Genomic DNA, 16,846 nt, shown 5'->3' on the forward strand with positions numbered 1-16,846 from the left:
AAAAGTGAAAAATATACTCATTGTTTATCGAGTATATATAATAAAATGTCCTTGTTGAGTTTTCCTTCTCTTTCTATCTTTCGGGCAACTTCTTCGTCTGACATGCCCTCAGATTTCAATTCCTTTATCCTTTCATTAACAGAAGGTGAGATGCTGTAATATTCATTTATGTCTTTCCGGTGGCCCCACACATCTCCCTCTATAAGTCTGATTCCTTCCATCTCAAGGAACATCTCAATGGATTTTGATACAGTTTTCCTGTAAGATGACGGTATCTGAATTACTTCCACATTCTTACATCTTTTAACGAGATCAAATATGTCCTTGTTGGACGGACGGAAAGCCAGATGAATCACCCTTTCCCCTTCATCGAGTGTTTCAATTTCATTCCTTTTGCTGACAACTCTGATTTTCATGATTTCACTCCTGATATCAAGTTTGATGTATAACTCAATAAATTATTATTAAGTCTAACCTCTTAAATAATTATCGAGTGAGAGGATCATTCACCTTTCTTCAAACGCAACCTTACAGCATCAGCATGAGCGTACAACCCTTCTTCTTCTGCAAGTGTGATTATTGTATCACTCAGGGATTGCAAGCCTTTCCTGTCCAGCTGCTGTATCGTGGAATATTTCAGGAAATGATTGATGTTTAATCCCGAGTAGAGTCTTGTATATCCTGCTGTAGGGAGAACATGATTTGTTCCTGAAGCATAGTCACCGGTTGAAACAGGAGCATATTTTCCTATGAAAATCGATCCGGCACTATCAATCCTGTCCAGGACTGTATCATCATCTGCTGTCACTATCTCAAGATGTTCGGGTCCGAAACGATTGGATAATTCAATACACTCATCAAGAGAATCACCTATAAGGATGGCCGCATTTTGCAGGGCTTCTTTCACTATTTCTGATCTGGGTGTAGTATCTGCAAGTTCCCTTAAGTGTTGTTGTGTATTCACTGCAATTTCCTCAGAGGTAGTGGTTAATACACAGATTGCATTGGGGTCATGTTCGGCCTGTGCCAGCATGTCAGCTGTGATAAAATCCGGGTCTGCAGTTTCATCTGCAATTATCAGGATCTCACTGGGCCCTGCCGGGAAATCTATCTCTGCATGTGTGCGGATAAGCATCTTTGCCGTAGTCACAAAGACATTTCCCGGTCCCACGATCTTGTCTACGGGTTTAACGCTTTCAGTTCCATAGGCAAGAGCTGCGACAGCCTGCACACCACCTAGTCTGTATATCCTGTCAGCACCAGCGACCTTTGCAGCTGCAAGTGTCAGGGGATTAACCTTTCCATCGGGCCCGGGAGGAGTACACATGGCTACGTCCTTCACTCCTGCAACTTTGGCCGGGATTATTGTCATAAGGGCGGTTGAAGGGTATGATGCTCTTCCTCCGGGCACATATGCACCTACGGACCTTAAGGGTACTGTTTTCTGTCCGGCTTTAACTCCCGGGAAAATTTCTACAAACCATTTGTCCCGAGGTAACTGTGCTTCATGGAATTTCCTGATGTTAGATGCAGCTTTATCCAGATGTTTCAGCAAAGATGGATCTATTTTTGTCATTGCTTCATTAATTTCGTCTTCAGTTACTTCGATGGCACCAATCCGGGCCTTGTCAAATTTTTCAGTATAATGACGCAGGGCATTATCCCCATCCTTTTTTACATCCTCAAGGATTGTTTCAACTGCATCCCTTACAGCCATCAGGTCTGATGCCCTTTCCATAAGATTATCCAATTCACCATTGGTGAGGTCTTTAATTTTCTTATAAAGCATGGGGTAAGTCTCCGTCTTTGTATTATGTATTAGATAGTTATCTCAGATGAAGTCCTGAAATGTTTTCTGTTGTTTTTTATTTTCCAATGTTTTCGGCTCTACATAACCATTGCTGTCAGTTTCCCTGCCCAGATATGATAGGATTTTTTGGGCGATCTTTGGCCCGACGATCCCTGCAAGTTGCTTTTCATTTGCGGTTGCAAGTTTCTGACGGCTGCGATATCCTTTCTTGAAAAGCTTGCGTGCTCTTGCCCTGCCTACATCGGGAATTTCCACCAATTCCATTAGTTCACTGCCTGCACCATAATGTATCCTTTTTTCAAGTTTAGCACATTCTTTTTCAAGTAGTGGATTTATTCTGGATGCAATCCTAAAAGTGGCATGCATAAGCCACTCGGCAATATCAGAGCTGGCATAAATGTCGCCTTCTCCGACCCGATAGTTCTCAACAATTTTTTCCAGGCTCTTTTCATTGATCCATTCCAGGAGTAACAGAGCGGTCTTGACCTCTGAAAGAAACCATTCATATTCTATCTGTTTGAAAGGGCTGGGCACTTCGATAAAATCTTCGGTATGATTCATCACATAATCATTTATTATTTCATAATCCCTGTTGCGCAAGTAAAGCAGGCGCATATCCGGTGTACTGCAAATCAGTTGCAACAAAGTCATATCTGTGACATGTGTTGTCTTTTCCAGTCCACGGATGATTTTTGAAGCCGAAAGAGGATCAATATATAGCGAGGATATCATTTTTCCCAGTTCGGTTGCCCGGATGATCTCATTATCCTGTTCAAGCATCCCCTCATTTTTAAGGAATATCAGGCAGTCTTCCAGCAGTTCCTCGAAATTCCAGCTCTCTTGCTGGTGGGCAAAAAAAGTGGAACCGAGAAAGGTAAGTATCTCCTTGTGGCAATTTGCAAAACCGCTTGCAATAGTGGAAAGTATGTGGGTACGCAGTGCATTCTCGGTACCCAGTTTGGACCATATATCTTCTGCGGAAGCGTTGATATATCTCTCCAGCACATCGGTGAGTTCTTCATAGGTTTTCACTATGACTACAGCCTCTCCATAGGGGTCCAGATGTGGTCTGCCTGCCCTGCCGGCCATCTGCTTGTAGTCAAGCACAGGAATGGGTTGCATCCCTGCATTGGGATCATAACGTTTGTAACTGCGGATGATCACACGTCGGGCAGGCAGGTTCAACCCGGCGGCCAGTGTTGGTGTGCTACAGATCATCTTTATTAAATTGTTCCGGAAAGCATCTTCTACGATCCTGCGATGAGCGGAATTCAGTCCTGCATGATGAAAAGCAACACCTTTTTTTATGCAGTAGGCAAGGGTTTCAGTAAGTTTAGTCTCCCCGTTTTCCAGAACTTCTTTTGCAACTTCTTCCAATTTATTCCGATTTTGCCTGTCGAGAAGTTCTCCTGCCACAGGGGCACACTTCTTTGCAAACCCTACGCAATTGCGCCGGCTGCTGTCAAAGACAAGACATTGCCCTCCCTCGATAACAGTGTCCAGCACAAGGTTTACAGTGTCTTCCTTGTGGCGTCTTTCGATAAACTTCTGGCTTTCATTGAAATTGATGGCATCCCCGAAAAAAATCCCCTCATGTAAGTCCGTAGGTCTCCACTCACTCAATACGAGTTTGGCTTCCAGCCACTGAGCAATTTCCATCGCATTACCAACTGTAGCTGAAAGAGCAACTACCTGTGCCTCAGGATTGAGTCTTTTGAGTTTTGTCAGGGTTACTTCCAGTGTGGGTCCCCTGTTTGCTGAGTCCAGCAGATGGACCTCATCAACGATTACAGCGGTGATATCTTTCATCCAGGGTGTGGAATTACGCAAAAGGGAATCAGTTTTCTCGGAGGTAGCAACGATTATATCATTGGAACCGAGCCATTCATCCCTTGAATCAAAATCCCCTGTTGATATGGCAGTTTTTATTCCCAGGCTTTCAAATCGTTTAAAATCCCTATATTTTTCAGAAGCCAGCGCACGCAGTGGTACAATGTAGAGGGCCTTGCCTCCCTTTTTGATAGCTTTTAGCATAGCCATTTCCGCAAGCAGGGTTTTACCGGATGCTGTGGGAATTGCTGCCAAAAGGTTTCCTCCTTGCAGAAGTCCTTTTTCTACAGCTTCTGCCTGGGGTGGATAGAGTTCTTCTATACCGGCCTGAAGATATAGGTTAATGGCTTCTGAAGGTAGGTCCAGTTCTTCGATTTTCATGAAATTTCACATCTAAAGGCGAGTTTGGATACCACTTTTGTTGATGAAAGTTACAAATACAATTAATAGCATTTATTATTAAGGGAATAAAGCTTATTTTGAAAATAGATGTTCTGCTTCAAAGTAAAAGCATCGTCTAAATCTCGCTCTGGACATTTAATAGTAAAAACTAAATTATAAGCACTATTATTTATTGGATGTTTTAGTAAGAGTAAATATGGTAGGTCCAATGGCAAACACATCAGATATTTCCACAACGGTACTTTCTGACACTTCCTGGCACTTCTGGAATTCCTGGAATGGACTGGATGTTGTATTCGTAATTTCCGTTATTGTACTTACGCTTGTTGCATCAAAATTAGTTGACAGGCTAATCCATCATCAATTTGAAATGGCCAGCCGTAGAATGGATGTCGATGAAACTGCTTATCGAATTATCAGGCATACATCCGTAGCTCTTGTTTATGTATTTGGCTTAGTTCTGATAATTATGCGTTTTCCGACGCTTCAAAACCTTTCTTTTGCTATCTTTGCAGGTGCAGGGTTTTTGGGTATAGTTGTTGGTCTTGCTGCACAGAGTACAATGTCAAATATAATTTCAGGTGTATCCCTTGCCATATTTCGTCCCTTTAGGGTAGGAGATCGTGTTAATGTCAGAGATGATTACGGCAAGATTACAGACATCACTTTGCGTCATACGATCGTTAAGACATGGGATAACCGCAGGCTTATCATACCAAACCATGTAATCAGTGACGAAGCAATCATAAATTGGACTATAGAAGACCCAACGGTATGCTGGCCGATTGACATTGGTATAAGCTATGATTCAGATATTGATCTTGCCCGTAAGATAATGGTCGAAGAAGGGCGCAAACATAATAAGACGATGTCTTTCTCTGAACTACGTCAATATGATGAAAAGTTCAGTGATGATGATATTCTTGTCCTTCTAACAGAACTCGGAGACTTTGCAGTTAACCTAAAATTATTTGTGTGGGTGCGGGATAGAAGTTTTGCTTATCTTACAGGATGTGAGATAAGGGAAGCCATCAAGAAGCGTTTCGATCAAGAAGGTATAGAGATTCCATTCCCATACAGGACACTGGTCTACAAAAAAGACCTGATTGCAGAACAATCAAACAGTTATTTCGGGCAAAAAGAAGATTAAGAGGATCTTTTAAATCCTCTTCTTTTTTTACTCGTTTCCAAGTTCCCCGTTGAAATACTTATCATAGGAACTCATATCGAAATGACCATGGCCACTCAGATTGAACAGGATTGTCTTTTCTTCTCCTGTTTCCTTGCATTTCAGTGCCTCATCGATAGCACATTTGATTGCATGGGATGATTCGGGAGCTGGGGCAAATCCTTCTGTTCGGGCAAAGGTCACACCTGCTTCGAATACTTCGATCTGGTGGTAATTTGTGGCTTCCATGAGGCCTTCATTGACAAGCTGGCTGATTATGGGTGAGCAACCGTGATAGCGCAATCCTCCGGCATGGATTGCAGGCGGTATGAAATCGTAGCCCAGAGTATGCATTTTCAACAATGGTGTCATTTTGGCAGTATCACCGTAATCATACCTGAATTCGCCGGCGCTTAATGTAGGACATGCGGATGGTTCTACACCGATTACTCTCAGATCATGACCATCCATTTTATCTTTGATGAATGGAAGTCCGATTCCTGCAAGGTTACTACCGCCACCACAGCAGCCGATAACTACATCTGGGTAATCTTCGGCCATTTTCATCTGTTCCTGGGTTTCCAGTCCGATTATTGTCTGGTGATGCATCACATGGTTAAGCACACTTCCCAATGCATACCGTGTATTATCATTGAGGGCAGCATCTTCCACAGCTTCACTGATAGCTATACCCAGACTTCCGCTTGTATCAGGGAAATCTTCCTGGATCTTCCTTCCGAACTGGGTCTCATTGCTCGGGGATGGAATCACATTTGCTCCCCAGAGGTTGATTAGGGATTTCCTGTAAGGTTTCTGGTAGAAACTTGATTGTACCATGTATACTTTACATTCAATGTCAAAATAATTGCATGCAAGAGAAAGAGCACTTCCCCACTGTCCTGCTCCGGTTTCAGTAGTGATCCTTTCGGTTCCCTCTTTCATGTTGTAGTAAGCCTGGGCAATTGAGGTGTTAGGTTTGTGGCTGCCTGCAGGGCTTACACCCTCGTGTTTGTAGTAGATCTTTGCAGGTGTGTCGAGTTCTTTTTCAAGTCTTGAGGCACGGTAAAGGGGTGATGGTCTCCAGAGCTTATAGATATCTTTTATTTCATCGGGAATGTCTATGTAACGCTTATCAGACATTTCCTGCTTAATAAGTTCCCTGGCAAAAAGAGGTTCCAGTTCCTCCGGTTTGATTGGTTCATTTGTTGCAGGATTCAATAGAGGCTCAAGGGGGGTGGGCATGTCAGGTAAAATATTATACCATTTCTTTGGCATATCATTTTCATCGAGTATATATTTTGTATATTCCATGATAAGTCCCTCATCTTTAGTGTACACTTTAGTACTATTTTGTACGGACAGTTGTTTATTTAAGACTATCGGATAATCATACCAGAAAAGGTTGCAATAGAAAAGATATATTTGTGAAGTTTTAGGGTTTGCAACCCAGTTCCACTCTTTCTTCTGGTGAGAGGGATAAATAAAAATCGATTATTTCAAGATCATCATAGTGTTTGCTATGCAACACTTCAAAAAAGCGGTCAAGTTTCTGGATAGTTTCCTTATGCATGGGCTTTAAAGATAGGAATTCTTTTGATTCTTTTTCCAAACCCACTTTAGCAAGCTTGTCTGCCAGTATTTTCACTGTTTCTCGATCCTGTTTCAAAAATTGTTGTCTTATGTAATCTATGTCATCCCTGGAATCATCAATTCCCTCTTTGTTTTCCCTGAATTCTTTTGCAGTAATATCATCATAAAGATGCATGTACCTTTGATGCAATTTTGCACTTTTTTCCATGTACCAATACCAGAAGCCATTGTCCATATCAGGATTACTTTCCCTTGTGCCATGGCTACTTCTTTCCTTTGCCTTTTTGACCAGCCATTCCCTTCTCCATTTATTGAATTCTGAATCGGGATTCTGGCTGGTCTCGGGGGCTTCGTTTGGACTATCCCCACTATTCATTAGCTCATACCACCACGTCTGCTATAAAGATAGAGAAGCACAACAGATAGCCTAACCTATCGCTATTAATGTAAGCTTTCTTGCTGTACCACCTGCTATACCACTAGCAAGTTTAAATTATATTTATTCTTATTTAACGTTATCCGCATCGTTTTGTATAGTAATCATTAGTATGAGGAAGTATGTTTAAAGATTTTAATTTCTAAAGATTATTATGCGTGAAATACTTGTAACAATATGTGATAATTATACATATTCACAAAATCATTAGTGATCACAATGAATACAGAAAATCAACTTTCTATGGAAGAAAAGGAATTATTGGGCCAACTGGTAAGTGGCAACCTTTCAATGCATCGTCTGGACAAACATGTCGAAAAGGATAGGGCTGTGCTCCTTCGCAGAATGGCTCTGGAAAGAATCTGGGATGTACAATTGGAACATATTGGTAGTTTCAGTATAAATGCAAATGAAGCAAGTAAGAGCAATATTGAAAATATGATTGGAGCAGTGCAGGTTCCTGTGGGAATAGCAGGCCCCATAAAAATTGGAGGAGAATTTGCGCAAGGGGATTATTATCTTCCTCTTGCTACTACAGAAGGAGCTCTGGTTGCCAGTGTGAATCGTGGTTGTTCAGCGATTTCTGTTTCAGGTGGCACTGTAGTGAGGGTCTTCAATGAAGTGATGACCAGGGCGCCTGTGTTCAGGATGAATGATATTAATCATGCAAAAGAATTTGTTGACTGGATAAAAGATGGGGACGTTTTTGAACAACTTCAAAATAAAGCTTCTGAAACAACACGATTTGGTGAACTTACCGGTGTTGAACCATATGTACTGGGTAACAATGTTTACCTGCGTTTTGAATTTGACACCAAGGATGCTATGGGGATGAATATGGTAACGATTGCTACCCAGGCGATTGTGGATCTTATCAGTGACGAGTTCGGTGTGTACCCGGTGTCCCTTTCAGGAAACATGTGCTCCGACAAAAAACCCGCAGCTATCAATAACATCAAGGGCCGGGGTAAAACTGTGGTTGTTGAGGCTGAATTGCCTGCTGAAGTTGTAGAAAAGAAATTAAAGACCACTCCGCAAGCAATGGAAGAGGTGAATTACAGGAAAAATCTTCTGGGTTCTGCCCGTGCCCAGTCCCTGGGATTCAATGCCCATGCGGCCAATATAATCGCTGCCATGTATATTGCCTGTGGCCAGGATCCGGCTCATGTTGTTGAGGGTAGCAGTGCGATAACTACAATGGACGTCACAAAATATGGTTCCCTTTATTGTACTGTTACCCTGCCGGCATTACAGCTGGGTACTGTAGGAGGAGGCACTAAAATAGGTACGCAGGCAGAATGCCTGGCTTTGCTGGGAGTTGCCGGTGGAAGTGATGTGCCCGGTGCCAATTCAAAAAAACTGGCTGAAATAATAGCATCAGCGGTACTTGCAGGCGAAATCTCTCTTGTAGGTGCACAGGCAGCCGGTCATCTGTCACGCGCCCATGCTGAACTGGGACGATAATCAGGATCTCTGGGAGTGGTATATCTCCCCTATCCTTTCCAGGCTCTCTGCTTCTTCAGGGGACTTATCATCCCTCACATTAACAAGCCTGGGAAAACGCAGGGCATATCCGGATTCATAATTGGGACTCTTTTGTATCTCTTCAAAAGCAATCTCAAAGACAATTTCGGGTTTTAATTCTATTTTTCTGCCAGCTTCATAAACAATCAAATCAGAAAAAAGAGTGGTAAGTTCTGCCAGTTTTTCGTCTGTAATTCCGGTGGCAACCTTCCCTATGGCAGGGAATTTCCCGGTGTCCGGATCATAACAACCAAGTGCATAGGAACCAATGAGGTTTGCCCGTCGTCCATATCCCCATTCGGCACCGATAACTACAAGGTCCAGGGTTTCCATAAGTGGTTTTTTCTTGAGCCAGTTCTTGCCTCTTTTACCGGGAGAATAAGGTGCATCGGGCTTTTTAATCATTATGCCTTCATGGCCTGCCCTGAGGGCATCTGCATAAATTTCCTGTATCTCTTCCTCATTATCAGTAATTATTTGCCTGTCTACGAGTATCCTGTTACTACTCTGTACATTCTGGAACAATAATTCTCTTCTTTTCCTGAGGGGGCTATCAATCAGGTTTTCCCCGTTAAAGTAGAGCATGTCAAAGAGGTTCAGTTTGAGAGGGATTGATTTGGCAATTGCTTCAACATCATATTTTCTTCTGAACCGCTTAAGTATATCCTGGAATGCCCGGGGTTTGCCATCTTCTCCGATTGCTACGGCTTCTCCTTCCAGAATAGCCGTGTCTGCATTCACATTTTCCTGTACTGCTTCTACTACATCGGGCAGGGAGGATGTTACATTTTCAAGCCTGCGGGAAAATATGTGTATGTTATTTCCCTCTTTATGGATCTGGACCCTTGCCCCGTCAAACTTCCATTCCACGGCAACTTCTCCGAGGTCATTCAGGGCTGACTGGATACTGGGTGTTACCTGGGCCAGCATCATTTTGACAGGGCGATTCAGCTGAATGTCAAGTTTCTGTACTTCTTCATTGCCCCCATTGCAGGCTGCAACGGCTACAAGCCCCAGGTCGTTTGTCAGCATGAATGCCCGTTCGACTGCAGCCACATCAGTTTCAAAGGCTTTGGAAATCGCATCCCTGACGATTCCTTCTCCCACACCTATACGCAGCTGCTCGATAGCAAGCCGGGCCAGATAACGTGCCTCTGTCGGGGTTGCCGAATTGAAAAGGTATTGTAGATTTTTTATTTTGGTACCCTGGGAACGTTTCCCTGCAGTATCTGCAATATGGGTAAACCTCTCATAGACTTCTTTAATCTCCATGCCGGGGTTTTCTTCAGTAAATGCTGAGAATGTGGACTGTCCGGCAGGATTTGAGGACAGGGCCTGTACTGCTGTTTCCCCTATATCCCCGGTTTTACGGATGATATTTTCTATTTCTTCTTCTGAAACCCCTGATGATTTTGAGAGGGCGGTATATAGGAGTCTGTTCCCGACACCCATCTGCCTGTCACTCCAGGCAGGGAAAACCGAACCCATTACAAAGTGGGTCACGACAGGGAGTTCATCAATTGTGACCTCTTTTAGGAGTTTTGCAATCACATCGGTCATTTCCAGTGAACCGGGGATCTGTTCGATACTTGCACATGTATCTGCAAAATATTCAAAAGAGGTCACTTATGAACACCTGTTCTCAATCTTCCCTGTAAATGGATATAAGGTCGCTCAGGATTGCACTTGCGGTTTCGATAGAACCCGCACCCCTGCCAGTTGAAGTTACTGTGCCTGCAAGATCGGTCTGCACCGATACAACATTGAGGGTTCCTCCGACAGCAAGTGGATGGCTTTCCGGAACAAGACGTGGTGATGTTCGGATATATCCGTCCTTGACTTCTCCGATTTGCTTGATAACATATCCTTCGGATTGTGCCAGGGAGAGAGCTTCAGGAGTAATTTTGGTGATACCTTTTACATCCACATCATGGTATGTTGCTTTCATTCCGAATACATAGTTTGCAAGAATTACAAGTTTACAGGCCGCATCGATTCCTTCCACATCATACGTTGGGTCGGTTTCAGCAATCCCCAACTCCTGGGATTCTGCAAGCATCTGTTCATATGAGGCGTGCTCTTCCCTCATCCTTGTTAAGATGTAATTGCAGGTTCCATTCAGGATTCCTTCAATACTGATAATTGAGTTGCCTGCGATAGTATCACGTATCAGGTTTATTGCCGGCATGGCACCACCGACGGTTGCCTCAAACCTGAATTTAGCATTGTTTTTCTGGGCAGCTTTTGCAAGTTCCCCGTATTTGAGGGCCAGGGGACCTTTGTTGGATGTGACCACATCCATTCCCTTCCCAAAGGCTGTCAACATGTTGTCAAGTCCCACTCCTCCGGTTTCAATGTCAGTAGGGGTGGTTTCAATGACAACTTCATGTTCTACATTCTTTATAACTTCCAGTCCGCTAAGTGTTTCGGTTCCCACCCGGCCATTTTCCTTTTTACTCTTGAGGATCTTTTCAAGATCAAGGCCATTTTCATCGATAGCAGCACTCTTGGAATCTGCCACAGCAATAACTTTCAGGTCAAAACCCTTTTTTTGGATCTCCTCTTTTTTCTGGAGGAATACCTGAGCTACTCCCTGTCCTACAGAACCAAAACCGATTATTGATGCACGAATAACTTTCATGTGTATAACTCCTCAGGAAAATTCTGCCCTTATGGGCTCAACAACAAGCAGGTCTTTTTTCTCTGCAACATCTTTGAGTATGCTGATTGCTTCATGCAGTTCTTTTATACCAACAGCACAGATCTTCAGGGAAGCAGATGAAGTGGTGTTTATGTGGGGCATGGAAAGGGAAATATCCACAACTTCTGCATATCCGGTCCTGTCAATGCTGTCTATAGTGTCCTGGATATCGGTATGTACAATATGGCCTATCAGGATGACCGCTCCTTCCTCTATCAATCTTTTTTCATCAACCCTGCTGATACCGATACCATTTTTTTCCAGTTTTTCTATAATTGCATCGAGATTATCAGGTTCGGCTTCAAAAACGAGCTGTACTGGAATGGTGCCTCTGGGTGTTCTTTCTTCATGATGATGGACAATTGATTTCAGGTTCCCGCGTAATTCTGATATGGGTGTCAGAGCGCAAAGGAGCTGACCTGGCGTGTCTTTCAGTTCTATATCCATTGAAACTCTCATAGGTAACCTCCTTTTGGTATAATTCGGATTATCTGTTTTTCATTCCTAACGGGTAATAGGCAATTATAGGTTTTGGTGGTCGGGAACTTTTTAATTTTTCAATACCAGTATATTCCCTCTTCCCTTTTTGAACTTGTCAATGAGTCCTCTTCTCTGCAGATCTGCGATCATCAGGCTTGCTTTTGCCTCTGAACAATTAAGTTTCTGCCTGAGGTCTTTCTGGGTGATTCTTCCTCCGGCTTTCTGTATTATTGCCAGGATTTCCTTCAGGTCTGCAGGCAGTTCCTCTTCATTTTTGTCCTCTTCTTCTGGCTTTACTTCATGAGGTATTTCACCTGATGGTGCCACCTCAGGCGTCTGTTCAGCATCAGACAAATCTGGAATAGTTGTAACAGAATTTTTGCCATTTTCTTCCCTTTTGCGGCGATAAAAATAGATTGCAACGATAAGTAGTGGAATTATGAGTATTAAGAAATAGGAGTAGTTATCCTGATCGTCAGATGTTTCTTCAACGATTTTTGTACCTTCCTCTACAGAGGCTGTCAGGTTGTTTAATTCGGTATCGTTGAGGTCTTCAATATCTTCTTCATATACCGGATAAAGCAGGATGTCGATTACGTAATCTCCTTGCTTTTTGATTGTAATTTCTTCTTCCGAGTAAGCTGTGAGTGTACTGTTTTCATACCCTCTGGCTTCTATAAGATATGATCCCGGCTCCAGGGTGAATGCATATATCCCATTATTTGCCACTACAGTTTGTGCAGGAGTTGTGTTTATTTCAAGTATCACATCTTCCTGTGGTTCCAAAGTGTACCAATTATATAGTGAGCCATGCACTGTTGCAGTTTCTTCGGCGGCTGCACAGCTGCTCAATATCAGAATGCACAGCAGGACAATTGTGGCTATTCGAAGTTGTTTGCTACTCACATTCCTACTTTAATACTGTATTGCATATATTGTTTATTGAAAATATGATTCTTCCTTTTTTTGATAATTTTCGTTTATTAATCCGGTTTATTGGGTTTAATTGAGTTTTAAGCCTAATTAAATTCTTATTTATAAAAATTAAACCATTATAAAGTTTTAAAATGCTTTATTTTTCTTTAATCTTTCCTGTTTTGAAAGTATATTTATATTCTCATCCGCCCAATATGCAATTGATGACGATGCTAAATACAAGGAGGATTGAGATGGATTTCAGAAAGATATTGATTTTTGTTCTGGTCATTGCAATGTGTGCAAGTATGTTTACAGCGGTTGCATTTGCAAAGCCAGATAATAATATGAACGGATAGGAAGGGGATTGTGCAGAATGCCACGATGATAACAGGGGCAATATGAACCCTGGCAATAATTCAAACCCTCAAGCTTCTGCTCGTGACAAGGTCCCGGGACAAAGGGAGCGGATGAAGAATAATTATGAGAATTCCAGGCAAAATCTCCTGGATGTTAAGGACAGGGTCCATAATGGGCAAATTTCTGCTAATTCCGAAGAGGTATGCAATGTATCCAGTGTGTATCTCAATGACACGATCACCTACATGGTCACCCGCCTGTCCGATACAAAGGAAGATTTCGAGGATAAAGGTGTACCAGAGGATTCCATTGAAAGAATTGATGAATACATCGGTCAACTTGAAGAGCAGCAGGAAAAACTCGAAGATGCCAATGACCGGGAAGAGCTTGCAGAAATTGCACAGGATGTACGTAAGGTCTGGCATGACGGTTCAAAGGACCTATACAAATTCAGGTCTCTCAACGTCATGAACGGTATTGGAAATTACATTGATGAAGCCGATTCGATTTCAGAGCGTCTCGAGTCCGAAATAGAGCGTCTCAATGAAAGTGGAGTGGATACAACCGATGTCGAACTAATGCTTGAGCGCTATAACACACTTATAGAAAATGCATCAGAATACCGTGAACTGGCCCTGGATGAGGAGCAAGGCAGCAGTGAATCCCTTGCCTACATGCAACAGGCAGTGGATGCTACACGTCAGGCCAACGATGTACTCCGTGACATACTGGAATTCCTGAAAGACCACAGACCGGGTTTTGCTAATCTTTCAGATGACACAAATGTCAGTGCCAATGGCAATGGTACAGCCGTGATTTCCGGGAATTTCGATATAAACCTCTCTGCAACAGATGCAAAGCTTGTTGTGAAGGATCTGGCAGGTGATGCAACCATAGAGATGGATGGGGAATATGAACGGATCACTCTCGAAGAATCCATGGGTAGAGGTACTCCTGCAGCAGTATATCTTGACTTCACAGGAGATGCTCATATCAATGGCAGTCGTCTTACTATGATGGTTTCAGGGGGGAATATCTCCATTGATGCCACAGGTACAGGCAGCACGGTGTTCACCGGGGAAGGAACCTATGCCACGGATTCTGAAACCATGGACTGGGCAGGAACCTATTCTACAGAGGATGAAGATTTTGATGATGAAGAAGAAATCGAGATTGAAGTAGCAATTGAAGGTGAGCAATCAGAAGTGAAAATAAAGTTCAATGAAACCGAGGATGAGTTTACTCTCAATACCACCGATCTGAATGAAATCATATCTGAGATTGGTAACAGAACTTCATTGACAGATGAACAGATCGAACAGTATATGGAGATCGATGAGGGCGAAGATTTCGATGATGAAGAAGAGATCGAGGGCGAAGATTTCGATGATGGAGAAGAAATCGAGATTGGAGTAGCAATTGAAGGTGAGCAATCAGAAGTGAAAATAAAGTTCAATGAAACCGAGGATGAGTTTACTCTCAATACCACCGATCTGAATGAAATCATATCCGAGATCGGTAACAGAACTTCATTGACAGATGAACAGATCGAACAGTATATGGAAATCGATGTGGACGAACACTCCGTAAACAGTACAATGAATGTGGAAATCGATGAGGGCGAAGATTTCGATGGTGAAGAAGAAATCGAAAATGAGGCCCTGGAGGAATGAATATCATGAAAAAGTTCATGGCTTTGTTGTTTGTCTTGGTCATGTTTTCATTCCTGATGGTTTCGGGATGTACAGACCAGAGTGATTCGAAAGTGGAAAATGAAACTGCATCCGGACAGAGTGGCTCGGAAGTGGATAATGAAACTGCATCCGAAGATTCTGCGGAAGATATACTTGCACAGGAAGGTGCAGCTCTTACTGATGAGGAAATATCATCATTGGATGATGATCTCGCAGAACTTGAATCAATGCTAGAAAGTGTTGATAATGAATCCAATATTACTGTAGAGGATATCTGAATTTCCTCTTTCCTTTTTGAGGGCCATGTATTAATAGAATAGTTTATATATTAACATATGATTAACATCAGGAGATGATTATGCAAAACACGAAAATTTATGGAGAGGAAGGTGCACAATACAATCCAGGTAATGTACTCCTTATCTTTGCTCTTGTAATCATGTTCCTGTTAGCCCTGCTTTTGGTAGGTATTGTAGGAGTAACCTGAGTTGTCCGCAACGTTTTTATAGAATTACAAATCATCTTTATTTACTAATATGAGCTTATTTTGACATAATCCGAAGTATGCTCGAGGTATATCATGAAGAACATGCTTAAAACTACAGTATTACTTGCAACACTTACAGGTCTGCTGGTAATGGTTGGTTCATACTGGGGTACAGGAGGAATGCTGGTTGCTTTTGCCTTTGCTATCCTCATGAATTTCGGTACCTACTGGTATAGTGACAAGATTGTGCTTAAAATGTACAAGGCAAAAGAAGTTACAGAAGCACAAGCTCCACAGCTGTACCGTATAGTGCATAACCTTGCTTACAATGCCGGCCTTCCAATGCCGCGGGTTTATATTGTGGAAACCTCAATGCCCAATGCGTTTGCTACAGGCAGGAATCCTGAGCATGCTGCAGTGGCAGTAACTACAGGTATTATGAATATCCTGGATTCAGAGGAGATCGAAGGTGTTCTGGCTCATGAACTTGCCCATGTCAGAAACAGGGATACACTTATCAGTGCAATAGCCGCAACAATTGCAGGTGTAATCACCATGGTTGCCACATGGGCCCAGTGGGCAGCAATATTTGGTGGACTCGGCGGACGTGATGGCGAAGGCAACAATATCATAGGCTTCCTGGCCCTTGTAATCGTTGCTCCCCTTGCAGCCACTATTATACGCCTTGCAATTTCCCGCTCCCGCGAATTTGCAGCGGATTCAGACGGGGCTCGTATTTCCAAAAACCCCCGGGCTCTTGCAAGTGCTCTTTCTAAACTTGAGAAAGGTGCAAGCAATTACAGGCAGAATCCAAGGGATGTGAAAGCATCTGAAAGTACGGCTCATATGTTTATCGTAAATCCGATAAGGAAAAGTACGCTTGCAAACCTTTTCCGTACACATCCCACAACAGAAGAGCGTATCAAACGCCTGGAAAATATGCATTAAAAGGTGAGGGATGCCTGTCCGGGTTCGGTCAGGTGTATCACCTTTATCCTCTCTTTTTCAAGTCTTTCTGCAATATGTCTGCGATGGCAGTTGCGTGGATTCTTTTCTGCACACATAAGAGCGATCTTTGTATCGTTGTCTGCCTTACTGTTTATCTGGTATAATAGGTCTGCAAACCCTTTCCTGAAGTCTGCGCTTTTCATATATTCCATATAAGAACGTTTACCTATCCCGCCAAGTAAAGGGTAGTGGCAATAGATAATTTCATTCTCTGGCAGTTTAACTTTCAGGTTCTCTGCATTGAATTCCGGACGCTGTGATTGTGGATAACTACGTACATCCACAACTATTTTTATGGAATTATCCAGTAACCTATTCAGGAATTCATTAAAAATGCTATTTCCATAGCCAATAGTATAGCATATCCGCCGGTCTTCCATAAACACTCTATTTGATACCTGGTTTAATTAGGATTTCGATGGGTTGCTATATATGGGCCTA

The 16,846-nt window shown here is 42.7% G+C and carries 16 protein-coding genes; 6 read left to right on the forward strand and 10 right to left on the reverse strand.

From position 1 onward, the window contains the following. Positions 1-17: 17 nt before the first annotated feature. The 3 genes from EFE42_RS07445 to EFE42_RS07455 form a co-directional block, all read right to left on the reverse strand. A complete protein-coding gene (locus tag EFE42_RS07445; protein ID WP_123136651.1) occupies positions 18-416 on the reverse strand; it encodes a DUF1699 family protein in 399 nt (132 codons plus the stop codon). 86 nt (positions 417-502) lie between these two features. Continuing rightward, positions 503-1,789, reverse strand: a complete 1,287-nt coding sequence (gene hisD / locus EFE42_RS07450; protein ID WP_123136652.1) for a histidinol dehydrogenase — start codon at positions 1,787-1,789, stop codon at positions 503-505. Positions 1,790-1,831: 42 nt separating this feature from the next. Next, positions 1,832-4,021: an ATP-dependent DNA helicase gene (locus EFE42_RS07455; protein WP_123136653.1), complete on the reverse strand. Its 2,190-nt coding sequence runs from the start codon at positions 4,019-4,021 to the stop codon at positions 1,832-1,834. A 217-nt stretch (positions 4,022-4,238) separates the two neighbouring features. Between EFE42_RS07455 and EFE42_RS07460 the strand changes: the two genes are divergently transcribed. Then, the gene (locus tag EFE42_RS07460) at positions 4,239-5,192 is read left to right on the forward strand and encodes a mechanosensitive ion channel family protein (protein ID WP_233564773.1); all 954 of its coding nucleotides are present in this window, start codon (positions 4,239-4,241) and stop codon (positions 5,190-5,192) included. Positions 5,193-5,219: 27 nt separating this feature from the next. Here EFE42_RS07460 and EFE42_RS07465 read toward each other — a convergent pair whose 3' ends face one another. Then, a complete protein-coding gene (locus tag EFE42_RS07465; protein WP_123136654.1) occupies positions 5,220-6,521 on the reverse strand; it encodes a TrpB-like pyridoxal phosphate-dependent enzyme in 1,302 nt (433 codons plus the stop codon). A gap of 121 nt (positions 6,522-6,642) precedes the next feature. Beyond that, a complete protein-coding gene (locus EFE42_RS07470; RefSeq protein ID WP_123136655.1) occupies positions 6,643-7,176 on the reverse strand; it encodes a hypothetical protein in 534 nt (177 codons plus the stop codon). Positions 7,177-7,455: 279 nt separating this feature from the next. Here EFE42_RS07470 and hmgA point away from each other — a divergent pair, with 279 nt between their 5' ends. Then, the gene (gene hmgA, locus EFE42_RS07475) at positions 7,456-8,700 is read left to right on the forward strand and encodes a hydroxymethylglutaryl-CoA reductase (NADPH) (protein ID WP_123136656.1); all 1,245 of its coding nucleotides are present in this window, start codon (positions 7,456-7,458) and stop codon (positions 8,698-8,700) included. Here the strand turns inward: hmgA and EFE42_RS07480 are convergent, their stop codons facing one another. The 4 genes from EFE42_RS07480 to EFE42_RS07495 form a co-directional block, all read right to left on the reverse strand. Further along, complete coding sequence (locus EFE42_RS07480) at positions 8,701-10,386, reverse strand: ATP-dependent DNA ligase (protein ID WP_123136657.1); 1,686 nt, start codon at positions 10,384-10,386, stop codon at positions 8,701-8,703. Between the two features lie 16 nt (positions 10,387-10,402). Beyond that, the gene (locus EFE42_RS07485; protein WP_123136658.1) at positions 10,403-11,401 is read right to left on the reverse strand and encodes a homoserine dehydrogenase; all 999 of its coding nucleotides are present in this window, start codon (positions 11,399-11,401) and stop codon (positions 10,403-10,405) included. A gap of 12 nt (positions 11,402-11,413) precedes the next feature. Continuing rightward, positions 11,414-11,920, reverse strand: coding sequence for an amino acid-binding protein (locus EFE42_RS07490; protein WP_123136659.1), 507 nt, complete (start codon positions 11,918-11,920; stop codon positions 11,414-11,416). A gap of 90 nt (positions 11,921-12,010) precedes the next feature. Next, the gene (locus tag EFE42_RS07495; protein WP_123136660.1) at positions 12,011-12,847 is read right to left on the reverse strand and encodes a winged helix-turn-helix transcriptional regulator; all 837 of its coding nucleotides are present in this window, start codon (positions 12,845-12,847) and stop codon (positions 12,011-12,013) included. A 410-nt stretch (positions 12,848-13,257) separates the two neighbouring features. Between EFE42_RS07495 and EFE42_RS07500 the strand changes: the two genes are divergently transcribed. The 4 genes from EFE42_RS07500 to htpX all read left to right on the forward strand — a co-directional run bounded on the left by EFE42_RS07500 (position 13,258) and on the right by htpX (position 16,345). Next, positions 13,258-14,889, forward strand: coding sequence for a hypothetical protein (locus EFE42_RS07500; RefSeq protein ID WP_123136661.1), 1,632 nt, complete (start codon positions 13,258-13,260; stop codon positions 14,887-14,889). Positions 14,890-14,894: 5 nt separating this feature from the next. Then, positions 14,895-15,188 carry a hypothetical protein gene (locus tag EFE42_RS07505; RefSeq protein WP_148039267.1) on the forward strand — a complete coding sequence of 98 codons (294 nt, stop codon included), beginning with the start codon at positions 14,895-14,897 and terminating at the stop codon, positions 15,186-15,188. A gap of 80 nt (positions 15,189-15,268) precedes the next feature. Further along, the gene (locus EFE42_RS10890; protein ID WP_255419071.1) at positions 15,269-15,397 is read left to right on the forward strand and encodes a hypothetical protein; all 129 of its coding nucleotides are present in this window, start codon (positions 15,269-15,271) and stop codon (positions 15,395-15,397) included. Positions 15,398-15,490: 93 nt separating this feature from the next. Beyond that, positions 15,491-16,345 carry a zinc metalloprotease HtpX gene (gene htpX, locus EFE42_RS07510; protein WP_123136663.1) on the forward strand — a complete coding sequence of 285 codons (855 nt, stop codon included), beginning with the start codon at positions 15,491-15,493 and terminating at the stop codon, positions 16,343-16,345. On the opposite strand, the gene EFE42_RS07515 is transcribed toward htpX, so the two are convergent. Further along, positions 16,342-16,785, reverse strand: coding sequence for a DUF488 family protein (locus EFE42_RS07515; protein ID WP_123136664.1), 444 nt, complete (start codon positions 16,783-16,785; stop codon positions 16,342-16,344). The two genes, htpX and EFE42_RS07515, sit on opposite strands and share 4 nt — an antisense overlap. Between the last annotated feature and the right edge of the window lie 61 nt (positions 16,786-16,846).

The sequence above is a fragment of the Methanohalophilus sp. RSK genome (genome assembly GCF_003722075.1).
GTDB lineage: Archaea > Halobacteriota > Methanosarcinia > Methanosarcinales > Methanosarcinaceae > Methanohalophilus.